The sequence below is a fragment of the Candidatus Brevundimonas phytovorans genome, from assembly GCA_029203145.1.
GTDB lineage: Bacteria > Pseudomonadota > Alphaproteobacteria > Caulobacterales > Caulobacteraceae > Brevundimonas > Brevundimonas phytovorans.
Genome location: CP119309.1, coordinates 1,124,504 through 1,145,394, shown reverse-complemented (window position 1 = coordinate 1,145,394; position 20,891 = coordinate 1,124,504). Strand labels below are relative to the sequence as shown.

The following is a 20,891-nucleotide window of genomic DNA, read 5'->3' as shown; positions in this document are numbered from 1 at the left end:
TTCGCAGCTGACGCCGTTCTTGTATCCGGGCCAGGCCCGATGAAATCAGTGCGACTTGGGCGTGGTCACAGCCCCCGCCACCGCGCCGATGGCCGCGCCGGCGACGGTCGCGCCCGTATTGCCGCCGATCGCCTGACCGGCCACCGCGCCGCCCAGGGCGCCCGAGGCGGCGCGTTGTTCCGTGGTCGTACCGCAAGCCGCCAACAGGCCGACGACGCCGATAACCGGAGCCAGTTTGAGGATCGTCTTCATGGGCGGTCTTCCTTGATGGCTGAACAGGTAACAGGACCGTGAAAACGAAACGGCCCGCCTCCGGTTCCGGAGGCGGGCCGAATTGTCGCGACTAAGCCGCGTCGGATCGGGAGTTCCCGAAGGGCCGACGATCGCGGCCCCTCAAAAGCTCCTTAGCCAACGATGTCGGCGTCGGTGAAGAACTGAGCGATTTCGATGCCGGCGTTTTCCAGCGAGTCCGAACCGTGGACCGAGTTCTCGCCGATCGACAGGGCGAACAGCTTGCGGATCGTGCCTTCGGCGGCGTCGTTCGGGTTGGTGGCGCCCATGACTTCGCGGTACTTGGCGACAGCGCCTTCGGCTTCCAGCACCTGCACGACGACGGGCTCAGCGATCATCTGGCCAACCAGTTCGCCGTAGAAGGGACGCTCGGCGTGCACTTCGTAGAACTTCTTGGCTTGGGCTTCGGTCAGCTTGATGCGGCGCTGGGCGACGATGCGCAGGCCTGCGCCTTCGATGACGGCGTTGATCGCGCCGGTCAGGTTGCGGCGCGTGGCGTCGGGTTTGATGATCGAGAAAGTGCGTTCGGTCATGGGAAGACTCTTTGCGGTTTGGTAGTTTGAGGGTCGCGGGCTTATAGCGGCGCCCTCCCCGCTTTCCAACCGCCACCTCAACGTCAGTCGTTTTCCATGCTCCAGATCACCAACCTGACGTTCAACGCCTGGGGCCGCCAGTTCCTCGACGACGCCTCTGTCAGCCTGCCGCCCGGCGCCAAGGTCGGCCTGGTGGGCCGCAACGGCATTGGCAAGTCGACGCTGTTCAAGCTGATTCTGGGGGAGCTGGCCGCCAACGGCGACGAGGTCAGCCTGCCCAAGACCGCCCGCGTCGGCTCGGTGGATCAGGAACACCCGGCCACCCCCGACAGCGTGCTGGACACCATTCTGGAAGCGGACGAAGAACGCCACACCCTGCTGACCCGGCTGGAAACGGCCGAGCCTGAGGAGATGGGCGAGATCTGGGCGCGCCTGATCGACATCGACGCCGATTCAGCCCCCGCCCGCGCCGGTGAGATCCTGGCCGGTCTGGGCTTCAGCCAGGCCGACCAGCAACGCCCCATGTCCGAGTTCTCGGGCGGCTGGCGCATGCGCGTGGCCCTGGCGGCGGCCTTGTTCTCCGAACCGGACATGCTACTGCTCGACGAACCGACCAACTACCTCGATCTGGAAGGCGCCCTGTGGCTGGAAAGCCGCCTGCAGAAGTATCCGCACACGGCCCTGATCATCAGCCACGACCGCGAACTGCTGAACAACTCCTGCACCCACATCCTGCACCTGGCGAACCGTAAGCTCGAACTCTACACCGGCGGCTACGACATGTTCGAGAAGGCGCGCGCCGAGAAGGCCCGTCTGCAACTGTCGGCCAAGGCCAAGCAGGACGCCGAGCGCGCCCACCTGCAAGCCTTCGTGGACCGCTTCAAGGCCAAGGCCTCCAAGGCCGCCCAGGCCCAGTCACGGATGAAGCGCCTGGCCAAGATGGAGCCGGTCTCGACCACCATCGAGGAACGCGTCGCCCCCTTCACCCTGCCGTCGCCGCCGCGCCCCCTGGCGCCGCCGCTGATCCGTCTGGAACGCGCCAATGTCGGCTATGAGACCGGCAAGCCCATCCTGCGCAATCTGTACCTGCGCATGGACCTGGACGACCGCATCGGTCTGCTGGGCGTCAACGGCGCGGGCAAGTCGACCTTCGCCAAGATGATCGCCGGCGCCCTGACCGTGTCCGACGGCGAACTGCATCGCGACCGGAAGATGCGCGTGGGCTGGTTCCACCAGCATCAGATCGAGGCCATGGACCCGACCGACACCCCGCTGGAGATCATCCGCCGGGCGATGCCGGAGGCCAGCGAAAGCAGCCGCCGCTCCAAGCTGGCCCAGTTCGGTCTGGGCTTCGAGAAGCAGGAAACCACGGTCGAGAGCCTGTCGGGCGGCGAGCGCGCCCGTCTGCTGCTGAACATGGTGGCGATGGATGCGCCCCACGTCCTGATCCTCGACGAACCGACCAACCACCTGGACATCGACAGCCGCCGCGCCCTGCTGGACGCGCTGAACGAGTATAACGGCGCCGTCATCCTGATCACTCACGACCGCTCGCTGATGGAGATGGTCGCAGACCGCCTGTGGCTGGCCGCCGACGGCACGGTGAAGCCCTATGACGGCGACATGGACGACTATCAGAAGTTCGTCCTCGACCGCGCCAAGGCCGCAGCCGTCAAACCAACCCAGATCAAGGACGAGGCCGTCGCCGCCGCCCCCTCGCAGAGCGGAAAGAAGAAAAACGACAAGAAATCAGGACCGTCGCCCTCGACCCTGCGTCATGCGGTGAAGAAAGCCGAAGAACGCATGGCCGCCCTGGCCGCCGAGGTCGGCCGCATCGACGACGACCTGGCCAACGCCGCTGTGTCGAACCCGAAGGCGCTGGAAGGCTTGACGCGCGCCCGCGCCAAGACCCAGTCCGATCTGGAGGCCGCCGAGGCCGCCTGGATGGAGGCCGAAGAAGCTCTGGCCGCCGTGTCCTGATGAGCAAGCCGATCCAGTTCACCAAGGAGGAGCGCACCGCCATCGGCGGCCGCATCCGCGACTTCTTCTGCAAGGAGCTGGATCAGGACATCAGCCAGCTTCAGGCCGAGATGGTGCTGGAATTCTTCGGCGGTCAGATCGGCGGCTGGTTCTACAATCGAGGCTTGGCCGACGCCCAGGCCGTAGTCACGGCCAAGGCCGAGGACATCGCCGACGCCATCTACGCTCTGGAACGCGAAAGCGGGACGGGCCGCTAGACCCGCCCCGCTTGGCGTCATTCAGACTTGTAAGCGGATCAGCCGCAGTCGACCTTTTCGATGATGCCGGTCTTGTCGTTGAAGCGGATATTGGTCCGCTCCGCCTGGTAATCCATCGTCGCCGGGCAGGTCGTGCAGATGATGCGGACATTGGCGTTGGAAGCAAAATCCACCGCCCCGACATGGCTGCCGATCAGCGACTGGCCCGCCGCCGGATCGCAACGCTGGGCCTGATCGACCGGCTCAGCCGTCGTGACCGGGGCGCAGGCCCCGAGGGCGACCAAAGCCGCCCCCAGGATTGGCAAGGCCCTTATCCGCACGAAACGCGCGTCACGACATTGGTGGTGTCGTCATAGGTGAAGGTCACGCGGTTATCGCGATAGTCCATGGTGGCGGCGCAGCTGCTGCACAGGACACGGAAGATGCGGCCGGCGGGCGCGGTCGGAATGGCAGAGCGGTTACGCCCCACATACTCCTGATAGTCGCCGGCCTTGCACATCACCGGCGTCGGCTCGCCGCCCGGCGCGGTCATGCCCGGCGCGCAGGCGGACAGCGCCACAGCGCCCGCAAAGGCCGTCAGCATCAGAATCGTCTTCATGGCGTCTCTCCTGTTCGACCTAGCCGCAGCTCACGCGCTCGACGATGCCGGTTTGCTGATTGTAGAATATATTCAATCGGTAAGGCGAATAGTCTTCAGTGACGGGACAGGTGGTGCAGACCACCCTGCGGTTCACCACATCCACCGGAACGGGTATCTCGGTGCGTGGTTTCCCGACCAGCCATTGCAGATCTCCCGCCTTGCACATATCGGCCTCGCCTTGCGGCATGCGCGTGCCGACCGGCTGGCTCTGCCGGGCCTGCTCGACCATGCTGGGTGCGGAGGCGCGCGTCGTGGGCGACGAGGATGAGCAGCCGGCGACCGCCAGCAGCCCCAAGGCGGCAAGAGAGACGATCAGGCCGCCTTTTCCCAGCGCCCCTCGTCCGTCTGCTTCCAATAGGCCAGATTGGCGCCGACCGCCTTCAGCGTGCGCCAGCGTTCGCGCGCCTGCTGCAACGCCTGTTCGTTTCGACCGTCGAAAATGATGAAGCACCGCTCGTACCCTTCCGTGGCCCCCAGCTCTGACTCATCCACGATGAACAGCGCCTGAGCACCATTCAGGTTCTCGCCCGATTCGGACAGAAGGATGGGCTGGCGAACGGCGTGCGCCTCTGAGGCCAGGCCATGCGGCAGGAAGCTGTCGGCGCGCCAGGTCCACAGGTGCTCGTCGATGTCGTCGAGGCGATGCGCAACCGCCCCGCGCACAAGGGCGCGCCAGCCCCGCTGGAGGGTCTTCTCCAGCAGGCCCGGCAGCACCTGATCCAGCGTCGAGCGCTCCAGGTGGTAGAACCAGATTTCCGGCTTTGCGTCAGACACCCGGCCCTACCCTCTGAAAACGTCGGATCAGGCTTCGTATTTGTCAGCGACCATGCGGTCCAGCAGACGCACGCCATAGCCCACGGCGCCGTCCGGCACGGTCGGGTTGCGGCTGTCCTTGACCCAGGCGGTCGAGGCGATGTCGATGTGCGCCCACGGCACGCCGTTGGTGAAGCGTTGCAGGAACAGGGCGGCGGTGATCGAGCCCCCGGCGCGGCCGTTGCCGGTGTTCTTCACATCGGCGATCGGGCTGTCGATGTGACGCTCGTAGGCCGCCGGGATCGGCAGGCGCCAGACGTTCTCGCCGACCTTGGGACCGGCGGCCAGGATGCCGTTGGCCAGGTCGTCGTTGTTCGAGAAGACGCCGGCGTATTCCAGACCCAGCGAGATGATGATGGCGCCCGTCAGGGTGGCCAGGTCGATCATGAATTTCGGCTTGAAGCGCTCCTGCGTGTACCAGAGCGCATCGGCCAGAACGAGGCGGCCTTCGGCGTCGGTGTTCAGGACTTCAACCGTCTGGCCCGACATGGACACGACCACGTCGCCCGGACGCTGGGCCTTGCCGTCAGGCATGTTCTCGACCAGGCCGAGGACGCCGACCACATTGACCTTGGCCTTGCGGCCCGCCAGGGCGTGCATCAGGCCGGCCACAGCGGCGGCGCCGCCCATGTCCCACTTCATCTCTTCCATGCCGTCGGCCGGCTTCAGGCTGATGCCGCCGGTGTCGAAGCAGACGCCCTTGCCGACGAAGGCGATGGGGGCCTCGCCCGCCTTGCCGCCGTTCCACTGGATAACGGCCAGCTGGCTTTCACGCTCCGAGCCCAAGCCGACGCCCAGCAGGGTGTGCATGCCCAGCTTTTCCATCTCGGCTTCGCCCAGAATCTCGACCGTGGCGCCCAGGGCTTCCAGCTCTTTCACGCGGCGCGCGAACTCGGCCGGGTAGAGGACGTTGGCCGGCTCCGAGACCAGATCGCGCGAGAACAGGACGGCGTCGGCCACGGCCGACAGCGGCTGGAAGGCGGCCTCGGCGGCGGCGGCGTCCGCGGTGACGACGCGCACGGTCGTCACCGACGGAATCTTGTCGGCCTTCTGCTTGGTCAGATATTTGGCGAAGCGATAGGCGGCCAGACGCACGGCGAAGCCGACGCGGGCGGCCTGTTCCGCCGACAGGTGGGCGGCGTCGATGGTCAGGACTTCCGCGCCTGACAGCTTGGCGGCGTGATAGGCGGCGGCCGCAGCGGTCTCGACCGCCAGATCGTCAAACTTGTCCGCCGCACCTGCGCCGACCAGCAGCACCGCGTTGGCGTCGACGCCGGCCGGGGCCGCCACGGTCAGGTGGCTGTTGGGGGCGCCGGTGAAGCGGCTGTTGCCCATCGCCTTGCTGAGAGCGCCCGAGGCGGCGGCGTCCAGGGCCGAGCCCGTGCCAGCCAGCACCCGGCCGTCATGGACCAGGACGGCAAGGATTTGAGCGGCGCTGGGGGAAGCGACGAACTCGATTTTCATGAAACCTACTCCAGGCCGAGGTTCTATGCCCCGGTCGTGCTTGAATCAGACATGGGCGCACCGGCTGTTTCGCCGTTGCGCTCGGATGTGTATTACATGGCCCGCATCGCTCGCGGCTGCAACTCGCTCGCCCCCAAAACCCTTTCTTTCCAGACCATGACGCTGATTCAGGGCTATCTTTTCCGCCAGATCGGTCTGCCCGTCGTGGCGGCGTGCGCGGCGCTGGCCGGAATCGGCCTGTTGAGCCAGAGCCTCGATCAGCTCGAGGTCATCGTCGAGCGCGGCCAGAGCATCTGGGTCATGGCCAAGCTGACCCTGCTGACCCTGCCCCAGTTAATCGCCGTCATCCTGCCCATCGGCCTGTTCGTCGGCGCCCTGATCGCCCTGACACGGCTGCAACGCGAGCAGGAACTGACCGCCGCCTATGCGGCGGGCGTCAGCCGCTGGTCGCTGATCCGGCCCGCGGTCCAGATCGCGGTCATCGTGGCCGTGGTCGCCCTTCTCTCCAACGTCTTCGTCCAACCCTGGGCCCAGCGCGAGGCGCGGCGTCAGGCCTTCGCCATCCGCACCGATCTCGCCGCCCTGCTGGTCGAGGAAGGCCGCTTCGTTCAGGGCCCTGGCGGCCTGACCGTCTATGTGCAGCAGATCGAGCAGAACGGCCTGCTGAAGAACCTGTTCGTCTATCTCGACAACGGCAAGACGGTGACGACCTGGGACGCCGAAACCGCCCGCTTCGGCCGCATCGACGGGGTCCCGATCCTGACCATGCAGAACGGCTCTATGCAGCGCTATTCGTCGCGCGACGTGCTGAACCAGCTGTCGTTCGACCAGCAGGTCTTCGACCTGTCGCCCTACACCAAGACGACCGAGCGCATCCGCTTCAAGCCGTCCGATCTGTGGCTGACGGAACTGTTCGATCCCACGCCTGCTCTGCTGGAAAGCGCCGGCACGCGCGGCGAACTGATGGCCGAGGCGCATTCGCGCCTGGCCTCGCCCCTCTACGCCCTGGCGGCCATGGCCCTGGCCCTGACCGCCATCCTGGGCGGTTCCTTCAGCCGGACCGGCTACAGCGGCCGCATCGCCAAGGCGGCGGGCGTGTTTCTGGTGGTGCGCGTCGTCGGATACGGCCTGGTCGCCGCCAGCGCCTGGAACGGGGCGCTGAACCTGCTGCAATACCTGCTGCCGCTGGGCGTCAGCTTCGTCGCCCTGCGTCTGCTGTTCCGCGCGCTCAAGCCGCACCGGCGGCGAGTCTGGGCCCCCTATGAGCGTTTCAAGGCGAGGTTCGCATGAGGCTCCGTCTCGGCCGCATCGAGCGCTACGTCCTGGTCCAGCAGTTCCGCGCGCTGGCCGTCGCTCTGGCGATCATCTCCGCCCTGGTGATGCTGATCGACTTCGTCGAGGTGTCGCGCGGGCTGAACTCGTCCGGCGAGTTGTCCGGAGCCCGCATCTTCGGCCTGGTGCTGCTGAAGTCGCCCAGCGTCATCATCCAGCTTCTGCCCTTCGTTTTCCTGTTCGGCACCCTGGCGGCCTTCGTCGGCCTGAACCGCCGCAGCGAGTTGATCGCCATGCGCGCGGCCGGCGTCTCGGCCTGGCGCTTCGTCCTGCCGGCCGCCGGCGCCGCCCTGGTGCTGGGCGTTGTCAGCGTCACCGTCTTCGGTCCCATGGCGGCCGCGGGCGACGGCCTGTGGCAGCGCGAGCGGGGCCGTATTTCCGGCTCGACCCCCGGCTTGGAGGCGCAACAGGCCGTCTGGCTGCGGGAAGGCGACGCCGCCCGGCAGATGATCATTCGCGGCGGACGACAGGACCCGGCCAGCGGCCGCCTGCTGGACGCCAGCTTCTTCATCTACACCACCACCCCGGACGGCAGGCGCACCTTCACCGAGCGCATCGACGCCGCCACGGCGTCGCTGACCGCCGGCCGCTGGCGCCTGACGGACGCCACCGGGGCTCAGACGGGGCAACGCGCCGTGCGCTACGCCACCCTCGACCTGCCCTCGAACCTGGCCGACGAAGAAGCGTTCCAGCGATTCGCCCGGCCCCAGTCGACGCCCTTCTGGTCCCTGCCCAACCAGATCCAGCGAATCGAGGACGCCGGTTTCGCCTCGACCGCCTATCGACTGCGCCTGCAACAGCTTCTGGCGACGCCCCTGATGTTCGCCGCCATGTCGATTCTGGCCGCCGCCTTCTCGCTGCGCCTGATGCGTCTGGGGGATCTGGCGCGGATGACCGTGGCGGCCGTGGTGCTGGGCTTCGCCTTCTTCTTCGTGAACCAGTTTTCGTCGGCCATGGGCTCGGCGGAGGTCGTGCCGCCCTTCCTCGCGGCCTGGCTGCCGCCTGTATTGACGGCGCTCGCCGCCTTTACCTTGCTGTTCTATACAGAAGACGGCTAATCGGACGGTTTCCGGTCGCCCGGCAAATGAGTGGATTCCGCATGAGTGATCGCCGCATTCCCCGTGAGGGAGCCCTGCGCGTCCGGCTCCTGGCCGGCGCGGCGCTGATGGCGTGCATGCCCGCCCTGCCGGCCCTGGCCCAAGAGGCGACACAGGAGGCGGCCCAGCCTTCCGCGGCTGCGCCCCCGCCGACGACGCCGGGCGCCGACGGCCTGACGCCCGGCAGCCTCTATGTGAACGCCGACGCCGCCAGCCGCGAAGGCGATGTCGTCACCGCCCGCGGCACGCCTGAGGACCGCGTCTTCGCGCGCACCCGCGACCACAGCATCCGCGCCGAAGAAGTCACCTACGACCTGAAAAGCGGCGTCGCGACCGCCGCCGGTCGCGCCGAAGTGGTCGCCCCCGACGGCGCCGTCCTTCACGCCAGCCGTGTCGAACTGGATTCCGACTTCACCGCCGGCGTCGCCGTCGATCTGGCGCTGCGCCTGGCCAACGGCGCCAGCCTGATGGCCGCCACCGCCGTGCGCCGTTCGGAACACGTCAGCGAACTGAACCGGGTCATCTTCACCCCCTGCCCGATCTGCGACGTGGACGGGCCCAAGCAGCCCAGCGTCTCCATCGAGGCCGACAAGGCGGTCCAGGATCAGGACCTGCGCGCCATCCTGTATCGCAACGTGGTCTTCCGCGTCGGCGGGGTGCCGGTCTTCTACCTGCCGGCGTTTGCGCACCCCGATCCCAGCGTCGATCGCGCCTCGGGCTTCCTGATCCCTCGCGTGGACTGGGACGAAGGCCGCGGAGGCTCGGTCGAGGCGCCCTATCTGGTGGTGGTGTCGCCGTCCGAGGACTGGCTGATCAGTCCGCAGATCAACACCAAGGTTGCGCCCCTGCTGAACCTGCAATGGCGTCGCCGGTTCGAGACCGGGACCATCGTCGCGCGCGGCGGCTACACCTATGGCCGCAACTTCGGCGACTTCGACCTGGACGGCGACGGCGACACTGAAAGCAATGTCCGCTTCGGCGACCGCACCAGCCGCAGCTACCTTCTGGCCCACGGCAAGTTCGATATCGAAGGCCCCTGGCGCTTCGGCTTCACCGCCGAGCGGGTGTCGGACAAGACCCTGTTCGACCGTTACGACGTCAGTTCTCCCTATCAGGACAACGGCCTCTATTACGGCGACCGCCGCCGCCTGATCAGCCAGGTCTACGCGGAACGCCAGACCGAGCGGTCCTATCTGTCGGTGGCCGCCTTCTCGATCCAGAGCCTGCGACTGGACCCGCGCTATTCGGCGACGGATTTCCGCGACCCTGACGGCTTCAAGGTGTTCGAGCGCGAGAACACCCTGCCTCTGGTGGCGCCCATCATCGACGCCCGGTGGGAGCCGGAAGGTCCCGTCTTCGGCGGACGCCTGCGCCTGCGCGGTTCGGCGGTCGCCCTGACCCGCGACGCCTATGTCGGCTTCCCCACCCTGCGCCCGGAACTGATCCCTGTCGGCCCGACCGATGGCCTCCCGGGCGTGGACAGCCGCCGCATCACCGGCCAGGTCGACTGGCGACGGACCATCATCACCCCGATGGGCCTGCGGTGGGAGCCCTTTGTGGACGCCCGCCTGGACGTCTATTCCGTCGACGACCTGCCGCCCATGCTGGGTCAGACCTCCGACGTTCTGTCGCGCGGCCGCGCCAGCGCCGGCGTGGACGTCAGCTATCCGCTCTATCGCCGCCTCAGCGCCTCTTCCGACCTGATTCTGGAGCCGATGGCCCAGTTGTCCGCCTCGACCAGGGCCGATCTGGACCCGCGCATCCCCAACGAAGACAGCCAGACGCTGGAACTGGACGAGACCTCCCTGTTCCGCATGGATCGCTTCCCCGGTCAGGACCTGATGGAAGGCGGCGTGCGCTTCACCGCCGGCGCCCGCGCCACTCTGCGCTGGGACGATATGCGCTCCGCCAGCCTGTTCTTGGGCCGCAGCATCCGCGCTGACGACCAGCGCGAGTTCCTGACGCCGATCCCGGACGATCCGGCCCGCCTCTATGATCCCGCCGGTGTCGCGTCGCGCACCTCCGACTGGGTCGTTCAGGCGACCTTCTCGCCTTCGGACCGTATCCGCGGCTGGTTCCACGCCACCGTGGACGGCAGCGGCGAGGTTCGCCGCGCGGAAACGACCGTGGACGGGCGCTGGGGGCGTCGCAACGCGGCCAGCATGAGCTACATCATCGACCGCTCGAACCCGGTCGCCGGCCCGCTCAACCGCAACTATGAATTCGTTCAGCTTTCCGGCCAGCAATTCGTCCACGGGAACTGGGGCGTGGCGGTCAACGGCATCGCCGACCTGGAACGCGACGTCATCACCCGCTCCGAAGTCGGCCTGTTGTTCGACGACGACTGTTTCCGATTCGAACTGGGCTGGCGCCGCGACAACACCCGCGTGCGCCCGACCGGCCCCTCCGAGGGCGTCTATATCCGACTTAACCTCGCCACTTTCGGAGGTTCAGGTTATGATCGAAATGATATGCGGTAAGCATGGCGTGCAGGGGCGTGCGCCCAAGATGGCTCGGAACGTCTGATGGCGCCGCCGATCCGTGTCGAGACCGCTTTAGGGAATCAGGACTGACGATGCGTTTGATGCGTTACACGACCGGCGTGGCAATGGCCGCGCTCATGGCCTGCACGGCTGTCGGACCGTCCTTGGCCCAGACGGCCCCCGCCGCCGGCACCCTGAACCCCGCCGCCGAGGAGGCGCCGCAACGCGCGCGCGCCGCCGCGCCGCAGTTCCGCATGTCCGACGGCATCATCGCCACCGTCAATGACCGGATCATCACCGGCTTCGACCTGCGTCAGCGGATGCTGGTCCTGATGGCCATGACCCAGGTCCAGCCGACCGAAGAAAACATCGGCGCCATCCAGCAACAGGCGCTGAACGACCTGATCGAACAGCATCTTCAGGCCGCCGAACTCACCAAGTTCGAACAGCTCAAGATTTCTGACGCCGAAGTGGATCAGGAAATCGCCGGCATGGCCCGCGAGGCTGGGACGACGCCTGAAAACTACATGGCCTTCCTGGAACAGGGCGGCATCCGTCCCCAGGCCTTCCGCGAGCAGCTTCGCACCGAGATCGGCTGGCGCGAACTGGTCGGCGGCCGCTTCCGCGACCGCGCCAAGGTGACGCGCGCTCAGGTCGAGCAGGCCATGCGCCAACTGACCGAGTCGGCGACCAAGCCTCAATATCTGGTCGGCGAAATCTACATCGAGGCCAACCGCGTCGGCGGTATGCAGGAAGCCGTCAACGGCGCCCGCCAACTGGTCCAGCAGATGATCCAGGGCGCGCCCTTCATGGCCGTCGCCCGACAGTTCTCCGCCGCCCCTTCGGCGGCCCGCGGCGGCGACGCCGGCTGGGTGGTTCAAGGTTCGGTCCAGCCCGCCCTGCAACAGGCGATGGAGACGCTGGAGGTCGGCCAGCTGTCCAATCCCATCCCCGTCGATGGCGGCGTCTATATCCTTTACATGCGTGACAAGCGTTCCGGCGCGGCCACCAGCCTGGTTCAGATGAAGCAGGTCATGGTCGAACTGCCGGAAACCGCCAGCGAGGCCGAAGTCGCCGCCGCGAGCCAGCGTCTGGAGGCCCTGCGCACCGGCCTGACCTGCGACAACATCCTTGAGCGCGCCCGTTCGGAACAGGGCCTTCTCGGCGCCGACCTGGGCGAAAGCGACGTGGCCAACCTCCTGCCGCAGTTCCAGCAGGTCGCCCGCTCTGCCGACGTCGGCTCGGTCAGCAGCGTCGTCCGCAGCCCGCTGGGCGTCCACCTGCTCGCCGTCTGCGGTCGCCGTCTCGGCGGCCCGGAAGCACCCTCAGCGCAACAGGTCGAAGCCCGCCTGCAAAATCAGAACTACGCCATGCTGGGCCGCCGCTATCTGCGCGACCTGCGGGCCGACGCCCTGATCGAAGTCAAGCAATGACGACCGGGCGGCCGCTCATCGTAACGATGGGCGACCCCGCCGGCGTGGGGCCAGAGATCATCGCCAAGGCGTGGCCCATTCTGGCCACGCCGCCCGGCCCGCTCGCCCCCGTCACACCCTTCGCCGTCATCGGCGACGCCGACGTGCTGGCCGGGCACGGCGTCAAGGTCGAGCAGATCTTCAGCCCGTCAGAGGCCGCCGCCGTCTTTGGCCGCGCCATTCCCGTCCTGCACCACCCGGCCCCCGCCCCGGTCACGCCGGGCCAGCCCGATCCGCGCAACGCCGTCGCCGTGGCCGACTGGATCGAGCGCGCTGTTGATCTGGTCATCTCGGGCGAAGGCTCCGGCGTCGTCACCGCCCCCATCGCCAAGGCGCCCATGTACGCCTCGGGCTTCCGCTTCCCCGGCCACACCGAGTTCATCGCCGAACTGACCGCCGACATGCCGTTCAGCGGTACGCGCGGCCCGGTCATGATGCTGACGGCCAAGGATCTGCGCGCCTGTCTGGTGACTATCCACGTCGCCATCGACCAACTGCCCGAGCTGGTGACGGCGGACCGCGTCATGCGCGTCGCCCGCGTCGTCCACGAATCGATGAAGCGCGATTTCGGCATCGTCGCTCCGCGCCTGGCCATGGCCGCCCTGAACCCTCACGCGGGCGAAGGCGGCTCGATCGGCCTGCAAGAGATCGAGATCCTGCGCCCAGCCGCCGCCGCCCTGCGCGCCGAGGGGCTGAACATCACCGATCCCCTGCCCGCCGACACCCTGTTCCACGACGAAGCCCGCGCCCGCTATGACGCGACGGTCTGCCTCTATCACGATCAGGCCCTGATCCCGGTCAAGACGCTGGACTTCTGGGGCGGGGTCAACGCCACGCTCGGCCTGCCCATCGTCCGCACCTCGCCCGACCACGGCACCGGCTTCGACATCGCCGGCAAGGGCATCGCCCGCGCCGACAGCTTCATCGCCGCCGTGCGACTGGCTTCAGAGATGGCGGCGGCGCGCGCCACGCGCTAAGGCGTCCGTATGACGGACCTTCCCTCCCTTCGCGAAACGCTCGACGCCCACGGCCTGCTGGCCAAGAAGAGCTTCGGCCAGCATTTCCTGCTGGACCTCAATGTGACGCGCAAGATCGTCCGCTACGCCGGTCCCTTCGAGGGCCGCGCCGTGATCGAGGTCGGCCCCGGCCCCGGCGGCCTGACCCGCGCCATTCTGGAAAGCGACGCAGGGCGCGTGGTTCTGGTCGAGAAGGACCCCCGCTTCATCCCCCTGCTCAGCGAACTGGACGACGGCTCCGGCCGCCTGACCATCGTCGAGGGCGACGCCCTGAACGTGCGCGAGGCGCAACTGGCCGACGGCCCGACCCATCTGGTGTCGAACCTGCCCTATAACGTCGGCACCCCCCTGCTGATCAAATGGCTGACCGGGCCGTGGCAGCCTTGCGCCCTGACCCTGATGTTCCAGAAGGAAGTGGCCGAGCGCATCGTGGCCGGCCCCGGCGACGACGCCTATGGCCGTCTGGCCGTCATCACCCAGGCCGTGGCCGAGGCCCGCATCGTCATGCACCTGCCCGCCGCCGCCTTCACCCCGCCGCCCAAGGTGGCCTCCGCGGTCGTGCATGTGGTCCCGCTGGCCGATCGCCCCTCGCCCGAGCGGCTGAAGAAGCTGGAGCGCGTCACCGCCGCCGCCTTTGGCCAGCGCCGCAAGATGCTGCGCTCCAGCCTGAAGCAACTCGGCGGCGCCGCCCTGTGCGAAGCCGCCGGCATCGAACCCGACGCCCGCGCCGAAGTCATCGACATCGCCGGCTTCCTCCGCCTGGCCGACGCCCTGCAATGACCGTTGAAATCGACCCCTTCCGCGCCATCAGCGTCAGCCGACTGGCCCATGAGCTGAAGGCCCAGGGCCGCTCCATCATCCATATGGAGTTCGGCCAGCCCTCGACCGGCGCGCCCGACGCCGCCATCGCCCAGGCGCACCGCATTCTGGACTCAGAGCCCGGCGGCTACTGGGAAAGCCCGGCCCTGCGCGCCCGCATCGCCAAGCTCTACGACGACCGCTACGGCGTCAGCGTCGATCCCGAGCGGGTCGTCATGACGGCGGGCGCCTCGCCCGCCCTGGTGCTGGCGCTGATGATGCGTTTCCAGCCCGGCGACCGGGTGGCCATCGCGCGTCCCGGCTACGTCGCCTATCGCAACACCCTGAAGGCCCTGCACATGGCGCCGGTCGAGATCGACTGCGGCCCCGAGGTGCGCTTCCAGTTGACCGCCGAGGCCCTCCGCGCTCTCGATCCCGCGCCCGCTGGCGTCATCATCGCCAGCCCCGCCAACCCGACCGGCACCATCATCCCCGAGGCCGAGCTCAAGGCCATCGCCGAGGTCTGCCGCGAGCGCAACATCTCGGTCATCTCGGACGAGATCTACCACGGCCTGTCCTACACCGGCCCGACGCCGTCCATGCTGCAGTTCGAGCCGAACGCCCTGATCGTCAACAGCTTCTCCAAATACTGGAGCATGGCGGGCTGGCGCCTGGGCTGGCTGCTCCTGCCCGAGGCCGAGGTGCCCCAGGCCCGCGCCCGCGTCGGCAACATGTTCCTGACGCCCGCCACGCTCAGCCAGCACGCCGGCCTGATCGCCATGGACTGCGAGGACGAGTTGGAGGCCAATATCGACGTCTATCGCGCCAACCGCGCCCTGATGCTCGACGCCCTGCCCGCCATGGGCCTGCGCTCCATCGCTCCGCCGGACGGCGCCTTCTACATCTACGCCGACATCGGCCACCTGACCGACGACAGCATCGGCTTCTGCGAGGCCCTGTTGCGCGAAACGGGCGTGGCCACCGCCCCCGGCGTCGACTTCGACCCGGTCAACGGCCACCGCTTCATCCGCTTCAGCTTCGCCGTCTCGACGCCCCAGGTCGAGGACGCCCTCAACCGCATCAAGCCCTTCTTCGCGGCGCGCCAAGCTGGGTGAACTAGAACTAGGCTGATCCTCCCCCGTTTACGGGGGAGGGGGACCGCCGTGGGCGGTGGAGGGGGCTGATACAGACGCTCCGCCAACTCACTCTGCGTCGCCTGATTGAACTCGCCCCCTCCACCATGCTGCGCATGGTCCCCCTCCCCCGCTTCGCAGGGGAGGATCAAAGGGAGGAACGTCTCAGCGCCTAGGCGCGTTCGTCAGGGCCCGAAACCTTCGGAGCCTTCATGCCGAAATCGCGTCTCGTCGCTTCCGCCGCCCTGCCCTTCGCCCTGGTCTTCCTGACCGCCTGCGGATCGCCCGCCGAGACGCCAAAGCCTGAACAGCCGTCGGCCGCGGCCGCTCCAACCGTGACGCGCGACGCCATCGAAGCGGCTATGTTCGAGGCCGTGCCGCCGCCACCCGCCAACGCCCAGACGGCGCCCGCGACGCCCGATCCCGCCATCGCCCGCGCCCAGATCCTGCTCGACCGCGCCAACTTCTCGCCCGGCGTCATCGACGGCCTGGGCGGCGACAACACGCGTCAGGCCATCGCCGCCTTCGAAAAGGCCGCAGGTCTGCCGGAGGACGGCGTGCTGGACGCCGAGGTCTTCCGACGCCTGACGGCGGGCGACACGGGCAAGGTCATGGCCGACTACACCATCACCGCCGCCGATCTGGCCGGGCCCTTTATCGGTCAGGTCCCCTCCGACCTTCAGGCCATGTCGAAGCTGACCACAGTCGGCTACGCCACGCCGCTGGAAGCCTTCGCCGAGAAGTTCCACATGACCGAGGGTCTGCTGCGCGCCCTCAACCCCGGAGTCGATTTCGGCAAGGCGGGTCAGAGCATTATCGTCGCCGCCGTCGCTCAGACCGATCTGGCCGGCGATGTGGCGCGCATCGTGGTGGACAAGACCGAGCGTTCGGTCCGCGCCTACGACTCCAATGACAAGCTTCTGGCCTTCTATCCGGCCACCATCGGCAGTTCGGCCCGGCCCGCGCCCTCCGGCGACCTGACCGTGATCGGCGTCGCGCCCGAGCCCAACTACACCTACGACCCCGACCGGGTCAGCTATGATCGGGGCGACCGCAAGGTCATCGTGCCGCCGGGGCCGAACAATCCGGTCGGTTCAGTCTGGATCGACCTGTCGCGCGACACCTACGGCATCCACGGCACGCCTGATCCGTCCAAGGTGGGCAAGACCTTCTCCAGCGGCTGCGTGCGGCTGACCAACTGGGACGCCGAACAGCTGGCGTCCAAGGTCAAACCGGGCGTGCGGGTGATCTTCCGCTAACTGCCAGCCGTCATCCCTGAAGCGGCACAGCCGCTATCCGGAACCGCAGGATGCGCTCCCTTCGGGGCAGTCAAGGCTCCCCGCTTCCCCTTCCGTCATCCTCCGGCGAGCATCGCGAGACCGGGGGACCCAGCGGCGCCGAAGGCGATCTTTAACCGCAAGCGCGGCGCGTGAACCTTCGCCCTCCGGGCGCCGCTGGCCGGAGGATGACGGAGGTGGGTGTGAGCACCTCAAGTTAGCGCTCAACCCCTCTACCAATGGGAGAGGGCTAAGCGGTCATGGCCGTCAGACCACTTCCTTCAGAAGCGCGGCCTTGTAGCCCTCAACCCACAGGTTGCGGTGACGACGGCTGCGTTCGGCGTGATAGATGTGGGCCAACTCGGCGTAGCTGCTGTCGAAGTCCTCGTTGACCAGGACGTAGTCGAACTCGTCGCAGTGCTCGATCTCGCCCTTGGCGTTGGCGACGCGGCGTTCGATCACATCCTCCGCGTCCTGCGACCGCGTCACCAGACGACGGCGCAGTTCTTCCAGGCTGGGCGGCATGACGAAGACGCGGACGGCGTCGCCGGGGCATTTCTCGGCCACATCGCGGGCGCCCTGCCAGTCGATGTCAAACAGGACGTCGCGGCCCTCGGCCAGGGCGCGGTTCACCGGGGCGGCGGGCGAGCCGTAGCGGTTGCCGTGCACATCGGCCCATTCCAGGAAGGCGTCGCCGTCGATCAGGCGCTGGAATTCCTCGTTGGTCACGAAGTTGTAGTCACGACCGTCGACCTCGCCCGGACGGATGCCGCGCGTGGTCATCGAAACCGACAGTTCCAGCCTCTTGTGGTCCGCCATCAGGCGGCGGCACAGCGACGTCTTCCCGGCCCCCGACGGACTGGCCACGATCAGCAGGACGCCACGGCGGGGAGTGCGGTTATTCGACATTCTGAACTTGTTCTCGAAGCTGCTCGATGACGGCCTTCAGTTCGAGGCCGATTCCGGTGAGCGGCGTGGTAGCGGATTTCGAGCAGAGCGTGTTCGCTTCCCGCATGAATTCCTGCATCAGGAAGTCGAGTTTTCGTCCGGCGGGGGGTTGCTGCAACAGTGTCCGCGCGGAATCGACGTGGGCGGTCAGGCGATCCAGCTCTTCGCGCACGTCCGCCTTGGTCGCCAGGGCGGCGGCTTCGAGGAAGATTCGCTCCTCCAGACCCGGCGCATCCGGCGCCAGTTCGCTGATCCGGCGCGTGAAGCGTTCGCGGATCGCCTCGGTCTGGCTTGAGGCTTCCAGCTCGGCGCGCGCGACCAGAGCCTCGATGGTCCCGACAAAGTCGTGAATCACCGGCGTCAGTTGCTCGCCCTCGCGCTGACGCGAGAGCTTCAGGGCGTCCAGCGCCTCTTCGATGGTGACGGCGATGGCGGCCTCGACGGCGGCGCGCGCCTCGGGGTCCTCGTCCTCCTCGGCGACCTCGATGACGCCGCGCAGCGACAGCAGGCCATCGGCCGAAGGCGGCGTCGCCCCCTCTTCCGCCAACTGGTTGGCCAGCTTCAGATAGGCGGCCAGCACGGCCTCGTTGACGCGCGGCGCGGGCTCCGCCCCCTCGGCCCGCTTGGCCGAAACGCCCACCGTCACCTGGCCCCGGTTCAGACGAGCTTGAGCCGCCGCCTTGGTCAGCCGCTCCAGATTGTCGAAGCCGCCAGGCCCGCGATAGCGCACCTCCAGCGCGCGCCCGTTGACCGAACGCGCCTCGACGGTCCAGGTCCAGCCGCCCAGCGCGCCGTCGGCCCGGCCAAAGCCGGTCATGCCAGAGATGCGGCCTGAAATAGGATTGCTCATTGCGGGGCCGCCGTCGGAACCGAGATCACCTTGGCGCCCGGCGGAATGACCACGGCCGCCCCCTCGCCCATCGGCGTCGCCGCCGCGTCGGGGACCGAGGCCGCCTGACCCGGCGGCAGCCCCGCCTTGCGCCGCTCGACCTCGCGCCAGCGCGCCACGTTCAGCAGGTGCTCGGGATAGGTGCGGGCGAAGACGTGCCCGCCCGTGCCGTCGGCGACGAAGAAGACGTATTCCGACCGCGGCGGGTTCAGCACCGCCTTCAACGCCTCCTCGCCCGGGTTGGCGATGGGCGTCGGCGGCAGGCCGTCGATCAGATAGGTGTTCCACGGCGTCTGCGCGCGCAGTTCAGAGGCGCGTATGCCGCGTCCCAGCGGGCGCCCCTTGGTCACGCCGTAAACGATGGTCGGATCGCTCTCCAGCCGCATCCCCAGCCGCAGCCTGTTGGTGAAGACCGCCGCAACCTGGGGCCGTTCCGAGGCCAGGCCGGTCTCCTTCTCGACGATGGAGGCCAGGACCATGGCTTCTTCCGGCGTGGTGACGATGGTGTTGGGCGACCGTGCGGCCCAAAGGGCGGCCAGCTTGGTCTTGGCGGCGCGCTGCATCCGCGCCACGACCGAGGCGCGGGTCTCGCCACGCGACACCTCATAGGTGTCCGGCCACAGGCTCCCTTCGGCGGGAACCTCGACCTCGCCGGTCAGGACCGGCTGCTTCATCAGGATGTCGACCGCCTGGGCCGAGGACCAGCCCTCCGGCAGGGTCACGTAGTGGCGCACCGCCTTGCCGTCGACCAGCAGGCCGACCACGGTGGCCAGCGAGGCCCCCGACGGCACCTCGTACTCGCCCGCGCGGATCTTGCGGTCGGCGCCGCTCAGGCTGACGGCGGCGCGGAACAGGTCGGTCGAGCGGATCACGCCCGAGGACTTCAGATTGGCGGCGATGGCCGACACGCCCGCCCCCGACGGCAGGGTGACGACGGTCGCGTCCCCCTCCGCCGCCTTCGGCCCCGGCCCCCAATAGACCACCCACAGGCCGATCAGGGCCGCCGTCACGAAGACGCCCAGCGTCCCCGCCGCCGTGATCAGGCCGACGCCGAAACTCGATTTAGATGCTCCCCCGCCTCGCTTCGGCACGCGGTTCCTGGGGATGCGAACCTTGGGCGTGGGACGACGCGACGGAGCCTTGGCCAAATCAGTCGACCTTCTTGAAGATCACGGCCGCATTGGTGCCGCCGAAGCCAAAGCTGTTGGACATGGCGACATCGATCTTCATCGGCTTGCCCTTGTGCGGCACCAGGTCGATAGCCGTCTCGTGCTCGGGGTCGTCCAGGTTGATGGTCGGCGGCGCGATCTGGTCGCGGATAGCCAGAACCGAGAAGATGCTCTCGATGGCCCCGGCGGCGCCCAGCAGGTGGCCCGTCATCGACTTGGTCGAGGACACGGCGACGTCCTTGGCGTGATCGCCGACCAGCCGCTCGATGGCGCGCAGTTCGATCCAGTCGGCCATGGTCGAGGTGCCGTGGGCGTTGACGTAGTCGAGGTCCGACGGCTCCATCCCGGCGCGCTTCAGCGCCATCTTCATGGCCCGCAGACCGCCGTCGCCGTCCTCGGACGGCGCGGTGATGTGATAGGCGTCGCCGCTCATGCCGTAGCCGACGACCTCGGCGTAGATCTTGGCGCCGCGCGCCTTGGCGTGTTCGTATTCCTCCAGCACCATGATGCCGGCGCCCTCGCCCATGATGAAACCGGCGTGGCCGCGGTCATAAGGACGCGACGCCTTCTCGGGCGTGTCGTTATAGGCGGTGCACAGGGCCTTGCAGGCCAGGAAGCCGGCGATGCCGATCGGCACGACCGAGCTTTCCGCGCCGCCCGCCACCATGACCTCGGCGTCGCCCAGGGCGATCATCCGGGCCGCGTCGCCGATGGCGTGGGCGCCGGTGGCGCAGGCGGTGACGACCGAGTGATTCGGTCCCTTCAGCCCATGGCGGATCGAGATCTGGCCCGAGGCCAGGTTGATCAGCGCCGAAGGGATGAAGAAGGGGCTGACGCGGCGGACGCCCTGTTCCTTCAGAATGATGGCTGTGTCGGCGATGGGACCCAGGCCGCCGATGCCGGAGCCGACCATGACGCCGGTGGCTTCCTTGTCGTCCTCGCTCTCGGGCTTCCAGTTGGCATCGGCCAGAGCTTCATCGGCAGCGGCGATGGCGTAGAGGATGAAGTCGTCGACGCGCTTCCTGTCCTTGGCCGACATCACCTGATCAGGATCAAAGACGCCCGGCTGATCCGGCGCGCCGCGTCCACGACCGTCCACGGACGGCACTTCGCCGGCGATGGTGCAGCCATAGCCTTCGGTGTCGAAGCAGGTGATCGGACCGATGCCCGAGCGGCCCTCGACGATGCCCTGCCAGACATGTTCCACGCCCGAACCGAGCGGAGTGACAAGGCCGAGGCCCGTGATGACGACGCGGCGCATGGTTCGCGCTCCTTGGACTGTAAGAATCGTGACCGGAA

At 67.9% G+C, this 20,891-nt stretch carries 21 protein-coding genes; 10 read left to right on the top strand and 11 right to left on the bottom strand.

All coding sequences use genetic code 11. From position 1 onward, the window contains the following. Positions 1 to 45: 45 nt before the first annotated feature. Complete coding sequence (locus P0Y52_05440; GenBank protein ID WEK58985.1) at positions 46 to 252, bottom strand: hypothetical protein; 207 nt, start codon at positions 250 to 252, stop codon at positions 46 to 48. Between the two features lie 152 nt (positions 253 to 404). Beyond that, positions 405 to 824 (bottom strand): nucleoside-diphosphate kinase, encoded by a 420-nt coding sequence (gene ndk / locus P0Y52_05435; GenBank protein ID WEK58984.1) that lies wholly within the window; start codon positions 822 to 824, stop codon positions 405 to 407. A 96-nt stretch (positions 825 to 920) separates the two neighbouring features. On the opposite strand from ndk, the gene P0Y52_05430 reads away from it, so the two are divergent. Further along, positions 921 to 2,804, top strand: a complete 1,884-nt coding sequence (locus P0Y52_05430) for an ABC-F family ATP-binding cassette domain-containing protein (protein ID WEK58983.1) — start codon at positions 921 to 923, stop codon at positions 2,802 to 2,804. Beyond that, positions 2,804 to 3,061: a DUF2164 domain-containing protein gene (locus tag P0Y52_05425; GenBank protein ID WEK58982.1), complete on the top strand. Its 258-nt coding sequence runs from the start codon at positions 2,804 to 2,806 to the stop codon at positions 3,059 to 3,061. The genes P0Y52_05430 and P0Y52_05425 overlap by 1 nt, the downstream gene beginning before the upstream one ends. A gap of 38 nt (positions 3,062 to 3,099) precedes the next feature. Here P0Y52_05425 and P0Y52_05420 read toward each other — a convergent pair whose 3' ends face one another. From P0Y52_05420 to P0Y52_05400, 5 genes are all read right to left on the bottom strand, one after another. Next, on the bottom strand, positions 3,100 to 3,366 hold the full coding sequence (locus tag P0Y52_05420) for a hypothetical protein (protein WEK58981.1): 267 nt from the start codon (positions 3,364 to 3,366) through the stop codon (positions 3,100 to 3,102). Positions 3,367 to 3,371: 5 nt separating this feature from the next. Further along, positions 3,372 to 3,659, bottom strand: coding sequence for a hemolysin (locus P0Y52_05415; protein WEK58980.1), 288 nt, complete (start codon positions 3,657 to 3,659; stop codon positions 3,372 to 3,374). Positions 3,660 to 3,678: 19 nt separating this feature from the next. Continuing rightward, a complete protein-coding gene (locus P0Y52_05410) occupies positions 3,679 to 3,930 on the bottom strand; it encodes a hypothetical protein (protein WEK58979.1) in 252 nt (83 codons plus the stop codon). An 83-nt stretch (positions 3,931 to 4,013) separates the two neighbouring features. Further along, entirely contained in the window at positions 4,014 to 4,475 is a 462-nt protein-coding gene (locus P0Y52_05405) for a DNA polymerase III subunit chi (protein ID WEK58978.1), read from the bottom strand. Between the two features lie 27 nt (positions 4,476 to 4,502). Further along, positions 4,503 to 5,978: a leucyl aminopeptidase gene (locus P0Y52_05400; GenBank protein ID WEK58977.1), complete on the bottom strand. Its 1,476-nt coding sequence runs from the start codon at positions 5,976 to 5,978 to the stop codon at positions 4,503 to 4,505. Between the two features lie 96 nt (positions 5,979 to 6,074). On the opposite strand from P0Y52_05400, the gene P0Y52_05395 reads away from it, so the two are divergent. The 8 genes from P0Y52_05395 (at position 6,075) to P0Y52_05360 (ending at position 16,568) form a co-directional block, all read left to right on the top strand. Then, positions 6,075 to 7,268 carry an LptF/LptG family permease gene (locus P0Y52_05395; GenBank protein ID WEK58976.1) on the top strand — a complete coding sequence of 398 codons (1,194 nt, stop codon included), beginning with the start codon at positions 6,075 to 6,077 and terminating at the stop codon, positions 7,266 to 7,268. Beyond that, on the top strand, positions 7,265 to 8,368 hold the full coding sequence (gene lptG / locus P0Y52_05390) for an LPS export ABC transporter permease LptG (protein ID WEK58975.1): 1,104 nt from the start codon (positions 7,265 to 7,267) through the stop codon (positions 8,366 to 8,368). The genes P0Y52_05395 and lptG overlap by 4 nt, the downstream gene beginning before the upstream one ends. 41 nt (positions 8,369 to 8,409) lie before the next feature. Next, positions 8,410 to 10,887, top strand: coding sequence for an LPS assembly protein LptD (gene lptD / locus P0Y52_05385; protein WEK58974.1), 2,478 nt, complete (start codon positions 8,410 to 8,412; stop codon positions 10,885 to 10,887). Positions 10,888 to 10,991: 104 nt separating this feature from the next. Next, positions 10,992 to 12,323, top strand: coding sequence for a peptidylprolyl isomerase (locus tag P0Y52_05380; protein ID WEK58973.1), 1,332 nt, complete (start codon positions 10,992 to 10,994; stop codon positions 12,321 to 12,323). Further along, complete coding sequence (gene pdxA, locus P0Y52_05375) at positions 12,320 to 13,339, top strand: 4-hydroxythreonine-4-phosphate dehydrogenase PdxA (protein ID WEK58972.1); 1,020 nt, start codon at positions 12,320 to 12,322, stop codon at positions 13,337 to 13,339. Before P0Y52_05380 ends, pdxA begins: the two co-directional genes overlap by 4 nt. A gap of 9 nt (positions 13,340 to 13,348) precedes the next feature. Continuing rightward, entirely contained in the window at positions 13,349 to 14,158 is an 810-nt protein-coding gene (rsmA, locus tag P0Y52_05370; GenBank protein WEK58971.1) for a 16S rRNA (adenine(1518)-N(6)/adenine(1519)-N(6))-dimethyltransferase RsmA, read from the top strand. Further along, positions 14,155 to 15,291, top strand: a complete 1,137-nt coding sequence (locus tag P0Y52_05365) for an aminotransferase class I/II-fold pyridoxal phosphate-dependent enzyme (protein WEK58970.1) — start codon at positions 14,155 to 14,157, stop codon at positions 15,289 to 15,291. Before rsmA ends, P0Y52_05365 begins: the two co-directional genes overlap by 4 nt. 230 nt (positions 15,292 to 15,521) lie before the next feature. Beyond that, the gene (locus P0Y52_05360) at positions 15,522 to 16,568 is read left to right on the top strand and encodes a L,D-transpeptidase (GenBank protein ID WEK58969.1); all 1,047 of its coding nucleotides are present in this window, start codon (positions 15,522 to 15,524) and stop codon (positions 16,566 to 16,568) included. Between the two features lie 285 nt (positions 16,569 to 16,853). On the opposite strand, the gene gmk is transcribed toward P0Y52_05360, so the two are convergent. The 4 genes from gmk to fabF are packed head-to-tail and all read right to left on the bottom strand — an operon-like array spanning position 16,854 to position 20,853. Continuing rightward, positions 16,854 to 17,495 (bottom strand): guanylate kinase, encoded by a 642-nt coding sequence (gene gmk / locus P0Y52_05355; GenBank protein ID WEK58968.1) that lies wholly within the window; start codon positions 17,493 to 17,495, stop codon positions 16,854 to 16,856. Beyond that, positions 17,485 to 18,384, bottom strand: coding sequence for a YicC family protein (locus P0Y52_05350; GenBank protein ID WEK58967.1), 900 nt, complete (start codon positions 18,382 to 18,384; stop codon positions 17,485 to 17,487). Before P0Y52_05350 ends, gmk begins: the two co-directional genes overlap by 11 nt. Then, entirely contained in the window at positions 18,381 to 19,571 is a 1,191-nt protein-coding gene (gene mltG, locus P0Y52_05345; GenBank protein WEK58966.1) for an endolytic transglycosylase MltG, read from the bottom strand. The genes P0Y52_05350 and mltG overlap by 4 nt, the downstream gene beginning before the upstream one ends. 1 nt (position 19,572) lies before the next feature. After that, entirely contained in the window at positions 19,573 to 20,853 is a 1,281-nt protein-coding gene (fabF, locus tag P0Y52_05340) for a beta-ketoacyl-ACP synthase II (protein ID WEK58965.1), read from the bottom strand. Positions 20,854 to 20,891 lie beyond the last annotated feature (38 nt).